Below are 6573 nucleotides of genomic sequence, written 5' to 3'. Positions count from 1 at the left end.
GTGGCGGCGGGCGCGGCCGGCGCGCAGCGGCAGGCGTCGCCGGCGCGGTGCCCGCCTTTCGGGTCGGCGCGACACCGACGATCTTTGCCCACCTCCGGGTCGATCTTTCGAGCCGGGAACGGCGCGCTGGAGGCCGCTGATGATGATGCGGTCGCCCGCCTTGAGGCCCGCCTCGATGGCGCGCAGGCCGTCGGGCTGGAGCTGGCCGGTGGTCACCATGGTCTGGGCGACCACATTGTCCGCGTTCACCGTGAGCACATAGGCGCCGAGCTGGTTGTGGCCGATGGCGGCATCGGGCACCAGGATGGTCTGCGCCGCCTCGCCGAGCGGCAGGCGCACCCGCGCGAACAGGCCGGGCAGCAGCGCCATGTTCTTGTTGTCGAAGATGCCGCGCACGGTGAGCGTGCCGAGGTTCGGATCCACCTGCGGGGCGATGTAGTCGAGCTTGCCCTGGTGCGGGAAGCCCTGCTCGGTCTGCAGGCCGATCTCCACCGGGATGTCGCCGATGCGGCGCTCGACGCTCATGAGCGTGCGGCCGGTCTTGGCGAGGTGCTCCTTGATGTTGAGCACCTGCTGCTCGCTCAGCGAGAACCACACATAGATCGGGTCCACCTGGACGATGGAGGCGAGCTGGGTCGGGCCGCTATAGCCGACCAGCGCGCCCACGTCCTGCTGGTGGGCGGTGACGAGGCCGTCGAAGGGCGCCGTCACCTCGGTGTAGCCGAGATTGATCTGCGCCGTCTGCACCGCGGCCTGGGCATTGGCGACGTTGGCCACCGACTGGTCGCGCTTGGCGCGCGCCTGGTCGAGGGTGGCCTGGGAAGCGAAGTCCTGCTTGGCGAGCTGCGCCTGGCGGTTGTACTCCGCCTCCGCCTGCACCTGGAGCGCCTGATTCGCCGCCAGCGTCGCCTTGGCCTGGTCGAGGCTGGCCTTGTACTGGTCCTGCTCGATCACGAACAGCACCGAGCCCTTCTTGGCGAGCTGGCCGTCCTGGTAGTTGATCGAGGTGAGGAAGCCCTGGACGCGGGCATTGAGCTGCACCGAATTGATCGAGGCGGTGTTGCCCGTGAGCTCCAGGAAGCGCGTCACCGGCTGCTGGAGCACGGGGGCCACCGTCACCTTGGGCGGCGGCGGGGCCACATAGGTGTTCTTCTCCTCGCAGGCGGCAAGCGCAAGCGCGGCCGAAACCGCAATGCCGCCACGGCGCAGGCCGGACACCCGGATTCCCCCGACCATACCCATTCCCCCATTGTGCAGTCGCGGCGGATACTAAGCACGGGTCCATGACGTGTCCATGAGAGGAATTCGCCACAATCAGGAGATACATGGTTTTGAGAGGTCCTGTGGCCAAGGCACGCGTGGGAGCGGATGATGACTCAGATCGGCTCTTCCCCCGCTCGGCCTGCGCCTCGGACAAAATCCGAGCGTGGCGGGCTGCTTGGCTTCTTCTCCGCTGCCGCCATTTCGAGTCTGGCGGCTAACATCTATATATTTGCGGCACTGTCTTTTGGTGTTCAGCAAAAAACCGGGGCTATCGCTCGACCAATCGGCGAGCAAATTATGTTTTCCTTTGCATTTCTCATCGGATATGCCCTCTTTGTCAGTATATTATGCGCCTTTCCGTCAATCATTTTTCATTTTCTTTCACAACGATTCCGTATCATACATCCCATTTGGTATATTTTGTTTGGCGCAGTGCTTGGAGGAACTTTCGGCACACTCTCGGCTCCCTTTTTCGCGCCTGATTGGGACCCCGAAGGAGCGATCGCCCCCGTCACGCCCGTGAACATGATCTCAAATCCACACGCTCTGGCTGCTTGGGCATGGCTGTTCATTCTCCCTGGCGCACTGGGCGGCCTCACCTACTGGTGGGTGGAGAGGCGCGCCGCGCCCCCCTCGCATTGACATTGCCCCCACCCGTTCATAAGTGTCCGCGAGGATTTGCGCCCCCTATGGCGGCTTCAGGGTCATCGTTGCCCCGCGCGCCCTTGCGGCAGGTGCGGGACCCGGGTTCCCGACTTGCTGCCGCCGCATTGGGGGTATTGAAGAACGCCCAATTTCCCGGGGGTCCGGCCGCTTGCGCCCGCCGCCTTCGAGACCGATCGGAACAGAGATACCCATGCTAGGTGGATTTGCCCGCAAGCTCTTCGGCTCCGCGAACGACCGTCGCGTCAAGGGCTACCGCCCGCGCGTCCAGGCCATCAACGCCATGGAGAAGGAGCTGGAGGGCCTGTCCGACGAGGCCCTGCGCGCCCGCACCCAGCAGTTCCGCGAACAGATCGCCGCCGGCGCCTCGCTCGACGACCTCCTGGTGCCGGCCTTCGCCACCGTGCGCGAGGGCTCCAAGCGCGCGCTCGGCATGCGCCCGTTCGACGTGCAGCTGATCGGCGGCATGGTGCTGCACGAAGGCGGCATCGCCGAGATGAAGACCGGCGAGGGCAAGACCCTGGTCGCCACCCTCCCGGTCTATCTCAACGCGCTGGCCGGCAAGGGCGTGCATGTGGTCACGGTGAACGACTACCTCGCCAAGCGCGACGCCGAGTGGATGGGCCGCCTCTACCGCTTCCTCGGTTTGTCCACCGGCATCATCGTCCACGGCCTCGACGACGACGAGCGCCGCGTCGCCTATCAGGCGGACGTCACCTACGCCACGAACAACGAGCTGGGCTTCGACTATCTGCGCGACAACATGAAGTACGAGCGCGCCCAGATGGTGCAGCGCCCGCATTTCTACGCCATCGTCGACGAGGTGGACTCGATCCTGGTGGACGAGGCGCGCACGCCGCTCATCATTTCCGGCCCGCTCGACGACCGCTCGGACTTCTACAACACCATCGACACCTACATTCCGCGCCTCGTGAAGGAAGACTACGAGGTGGACGAGAAGCAGCGCACCGTCACCATGACGGAAGCGGGCATGGAGAAGATGGAGCAGATGCTTGCCGAGGCCGGGCTGCTGAAGTCGGAGAGCCTCTACGACATCGAGAACGTCTCGGTGGTGCACCACGTCAACCAGGCGCTGCGGGCCCACGCGCTGTTCCAGCGCGACAAGGACTACATCGTCCGCAACGGCGAGGTGGTCATCATCGACGAGTTCACCGGCCGCATGATGCCGGGCCGGCGCTATTCGGAAGGCCTGCACCAGGCGCTGGAGGCCAAGGAGCGCGTCCCGGTCCAGCCGGAGAACCAGACGCTCGCCTCCATCACCTTCCAGAACTATTTCCGCCTGTACCAGAAGCTCGCCGGCATGACCGGCACGGCGGCCACCGAGGCGGCCGAGTTCCAGGACATCTACAAGCTCGAAGTGGTGGAGATCCCCACCAACGTGCCGGTCTCGCGCATCGACGACGACGACGAGGTCTACCGGTCGGCGGCCGAGAAGTACAAGGCCATCATCACCCTGATCCGCGACTGCCACGAGCGGGGCCAGCCGGTGCTGGTGGGCACCACCTCCATCGAGAAGTCGGAGCTGCTCGCCGAACTGCTGAAGCAGGACGGCTTCCGCCAGGTGGACTTCTCCGACCCCGCCGCCACCTCGGGCACCCGCAGCAATGCCCGCTCGTTCGCGGTGCTGAATGCCCGCTACCACGAGCAGGAAGCCTATATCGTCGCCCAGGCCGGCGTGCCCGGCGCCATCACCATCGCCACCAACATGGCCGGCCGCGGCACCGACATCAAGCTCGGCGGCAACGTGGAGATGCGCGTCGCCCACGAACTGAGCGACCTGCCCGAGGGCGAGGAGCGCGCCGCCGCCGAGGCGAAGATCGCCCGCGAGGTGGAGGAGCTCAAGAAGACCGCGCTCGCCGCCGGCGGCCTGTTCGTGCTCGGCACCGAGCGCCACGAGAGCCGGCGCATCGACAACCAGCTGCGCGGCCGCTCCGGCCGCCAGGGCGACCCCGGCCATTCCAAGTTCTTCCTGTCGCTGGAAGACGACCTGATGCGCATCTTCGGGTCGAACCGGCTCGACGGCATGCTGCAGAAGCTCGGCCTCAAGGAGGACGAGGCGATCGTCCATCCCTGGATCAACAAGGCGCTGGAGAAGGCGCAGCAGAAGGTCGAGGCGCGCAACTACGACATCCGCAAGAACCTGCTCAAGTATGACGACGTGCTCAACGACCAGCGCAAGGTGGTGTTCGAGCAGCGCGTCGAGCTGATGAACGACGACGACGTGGCCGAGACGGTGGAGGACATGCGCCATGCCCTCATCACCGAGACGGTGGCGAAGTTCATCCCCGAGAACGCCTATCCAGAGCAGTGGGACGTGGACGGCCTCGACGCCGCCATCAAGGAGGTGCTGGGCCTCGATCTGCCGGTGAAGGACTGGGCCAAGGAAGAGGGCATCGCCGGCCCCGAGGTCACCGAGCGCATCATCCGCCGCGCCGACGAGTGGATGGCGGCGAAAAGTGCCCAGTACGGGCCGGACCTCATGCGCTACGTGGAGAAGTCCATTCTCCTGCAGACGCTGGACCATCTGTGGCGCGAGCACATCGCCATGCTGGACCACCTGCGCCAGGTGGTGGGCCTGCGCGGCTATGCCCAGCGCGATCCGCTGAACGAGTACAAGTCCGAGGCCTTCAACCTGTTCTCCGCGCTGCTCAACCGGCTGCGCGAGATCGTCACCGCCCAGCTCATGCGGGTGGAGATCGTCACCCAGCCGCCGCCCATGGGCGATCTGCCGGCGATGGAGGCGCACCACGAGAACCCGCTGACCGGCGAGGACGAGATGGCCGAGGCCGGCGCCGCCATCGGTTCCCGTCCCCAGCCGCTGCTCTCGGGCGACATCGCGGTGGCCGAACGCAACCCGGACGATCCGTCCACCTGGGGCAAGGTGGGCCGCAACGAGGCCTGCCCCTGCGGCTCCGGCAAGAAATACAAGCACTGCCACGGCCGCTTCGCCTGAGCGCGATGGCGGCCGTTTCGTAAAGCCCAACCCCCTCCGTTCGCGCCCCCGAGGAAGCGGCAAGGCCACCGCTCGCAACGCCCCGCGTCGTAAAACGGGCCCCTTGCCGTTCGCGCCCCCTCTCCCCTTGCGGGAGAGGGCCGGGGTGAGGGGTTCCGCGCCCTCCCAGGAGGCGCCGCCCGCGCCCGGCGGACAACACACCGGGCAAAGCTGGAGAGCTCTCAGCGGGCCTTGGCCCGCCGCGCCAGCGCGCGGTCGAGCGCCACCAGCAGCAGGCCGGCGGCGAAGAAGCCGGCGGCGAGCGCCAGCGCGTTCAGCGCCGTGCGCTCCGGGCCGAGCTTCGCCGGGTCGAGGAACCAGTAGGCGTACCAGCCGTCCACGGCGCCGCGCGCCATCGCATAAGCGAGGTAGGCGAGCGGCGGCACCATGGCCCACAGCGCGTCACGGAAGGCGAGCCCGCCATGGGGCATCAGCGCCCAGGCGAGAAGGAACAAGGGCGGCATCACGTCGTGCAGCGCATGGTCCGCCACCGCCTGCCAGCCGGTGGGGTTCCACACGTGCCGCAGCAGCAGCGAATAGACGATGCCGATCAGCACGATCGCCACCACCGCCGCAAGCCGCACCCGCGGCCCGGCGAGCGCGCGCCCGGGCGCCAGCGCCATGGCGAGCGCACGGCGGCGGCGAACATGTTGCCGAGGATGGTGAAGTAGCCGAGGAAGCGCCACAGCCCGGCGGCGAGCGCGTGGAGCGGCCCCAGTCCCGCCTCGGCCTCCTTCACGACGATGATGCCGAGCTGGAGCGCCAGCGCCGCGAACCCCACCAGCGCCGCCACCAAAGCCAGGCCCCTGCCCCACCGTTCCATGATGCCCCCTCCGGCCCCCGGGAAAGACAGCGCCGCGCGCCGGGCCGGACGGCGCCGGCTCCAGGCCGGCGGCAGGCTCGCTCGGCCAAGGCAAAGCTTAGAACCGTTCGGCGCAAATCGAAAACGGTGGCTTGGATCCAGACTCGCTACCGTTGAGGGTGCACCGGTTTCGTGCTCACCTGATGCGTCTGCGGTGTCGGCGCTGAGAGGGCCCCATGATCGTCGTCGTCATCGTGCTTGCGAGCGTGCTGCTGCCGTTCGCCCATCTCGCCGTGACCAAGGGGCCGTGGACGCGCCGCAACGTGCTGCGCCTGCTGCTGGTCTATGCCTTCGTGTTCGACGTGGGCCTGGTCGGCTTCGTCTTCGGCTTCGTCCCGCACGTCTTCTTCGCCGACGAAGCCGCGCGGCTGATCGGCTGGCCGGCGGGCAGCCCGTTCCAGTTCGAGGTGGGCCTGCACGATGGCGCCTGGGGCCTCCTCGGCTTCCTCTGCGTCTTCATCGGCGGCGGGTTCTGGGTCGCGACCGCGCTCGGCTGGTCGTTCTTCATGTTGGGCGCGGCTTATGGCCATGTGCGCGAGCTGGTGGTGGCGCACGATTTCGCGCCCTACAACCTCATGCCGGCCTTCACCGACACGTTCATACCGCTGTGGCTGCTGGGCCTGCTCTACGCCTACGCGCGCAGCGGCGGGCTTCAGGGCGCGCTGCGCCGGGAGGACTGAGCCGGAGGCTCAGCGCGGCGCGATCGTGCCGGTCACGGAGGGCGCGCCGCCGCCGGCTTCCGAGAGGCCGGTATCGTCCAGGCCGGCCGGCG

General features: G+C 67.5%; 6 protein-coding genes. 3 read left to right on the top strand and 3 right to left on the bottom strand.

Going from position 1 to position 6573, the window contains the following annotated elements; genetic code table 11:
* Positions 1-1236, bottom strand: a 1236-nt coding sequence (locus tag AC2W7M_RS17310; protein ID WP_486133570.1) for an efflux RND transporter periplasmic adaptor subunit, incomplete at its 3' end; no start/stop codon positions are given.
* Positions 1237-1371: 135 nt separating this feature from the next.
* Between AC2W7M_RS17310 and AC2W7M_RS17305 the strand changes: the two genes are divergently transcribed.
* Together AC2W7M_RS17305 and secA are read left to right on the top strand one after the other, a co-directional pair.
* Positions 1372-1905: a hypothetical protein gene (locus tag AC2W7M_RS17305; protein ID WP_486133568.1), complete on the top strand. Its 534-nt coding sequence runs from the start codon at positions 1372-1374 to the stop codon at positions 1903-1905.
* A 214-nt stretch (positions 1906-2119) separates the two neighbouring features.
* Entirely contained in the window at positions 2120-4900 is a 2781-nt protein-coding gene (gene secA, locus AC2W7M_RS17300; RefSeq protein WP_486133566.1) for a preprotein translocase subunit SecA, read from the top strand.
* 221 nt (positions 4901-5121) lie between these two features.
* On the opposite strand, the gene AC2W7M_RS17295 is transcribed toward secA, so the two are convergent.
* Entirely contained in the window at positions 5122-5562 is a 441-nt protein-coding gene (locus AC2W7M_RS17295; protein ID WP_486133564.1) for a Pr6Pr family membrane protein, read from the bottom strand.
* Positions 5490-5762 carry a hypothetical protein gene (locus AC2W7M_RS17290; RefSeq protein WP_486133562.1) on the bottom strand — a complete coding sequence of 91 codons (273 nt, stop codon included), beginning with the start codon at positions 5760-5762 and terminating at the stop codon, positions 5490-5492. Before AC2W7M_RS17290 ends, AC2W7M_RS17295 begins: the two co-directional genes overlap by 73 nt.
* 215 nt (positions 5763-5977) lie before the next feature.
* Between AC2W7M_RS17290 and AC2W7M_RS17285 the strand changes: the two genes are divergently transcribed.
* Positions 5978-6481, top strand: coding sequence for a DUF6790 family protein (locus tag AC2W7M_RS17285; RefSeq protein ID WP_486133560.1), 504 nt, complete (start codon positions 5978-5980; stop codon positions 6479-6481).
* Positions 6482-6573 lie beyond the last annotated feature (92 nt).

Source organism: Xanthobacter sp. BG11Y11_SDJG, assembly GCF_057364445.1.
The sequence above is the reverse complement of the archived record's forward strand: the minus strand, read 5'-3'. Positions and strand labels throughout refer to the sequence as shown.